The sequence below is a fragment of the Stutzerimonas kunmingensis genome, from assembly GCF_014764705.1.
GTDB lineage: Bacteria > Pseudomonadota > Gammaproteobacteria > Pseudomonadales > Pseudomonadaceae > Stutzerimonas.
This window is the reverse complement of sequence record NZ_JACXXG010000105.1, coordinates 1-616: the sequence shown is the minus strand read 5'-3', so window position 1 is coordinate 616 and position 616 is coordinate 1. Positions and strand designations below refer to the sequence as shown.

Annotated in this window: 1 pseudogene; it reads right to left on the bottom strand. The window is 65.3% G+C overall.

What is annotated here, in order from left to right:
- Positions 1-40 precede the first annotated feature (40 nt).
- Positions 41-616, bottom strand: a pseudogene (locus IEG05_RS23135) (recombinase family protein); the annotation flags it as partial.

The window sequence follows — 616 nt, the reverse complement described above, 5'->3', positions numbered from 1 at the left end:
GGGGTTTGGGGAGCAATGGAACCAAAAACCAACGTAAGCCCTACCACCTGCGCTCGGTGCCTTCTTCCCAGGCATCCGCCTCGATGAAGCAGTTGCGCATGTCGGCTTCCTGGCTGATCTCGGTCAGCAGGTCGTGCACGGTCTTGTCCAGCTCGTCGTCGCTTCGATACGAAATGGCCAACTCGTAGTGGCCCGACTCCAGCCGTTTCATGCCGTAGGGTTCCAGGCAGTAGCGCTCGATGTTCTCCTTGGCCCGTTTCCGGCCGCGCACGAACTTGCTGTTATTCACCACCGCCAGGCGCAGGGTGACGGTGGCCACCCGCTCGACAGCGGGCGGCTCTGCCGGCGATGACGACGAGGCCGTGATCTGCTGATCGCGTGACCGGGCGCTCTTCTGGTATGCGCCGATCTCGACACCCCGGTGGCGCAGGTAGCTGTACAGTGTGCTCTTGGAGATGTGTAGCTTCTCGCCGATGGCGCTGACGCTCAGGCGACCCTCGCGGTACAGCGTTTGCGCCGCCATGGCGGTGGCCTCGGCCTTGGCGGGCAGACCCTTGGGACGGCCACCGATCCGGCCCCGCGACCGTGCGGCCGACAGGCCCGCCTGAGTCCGCTC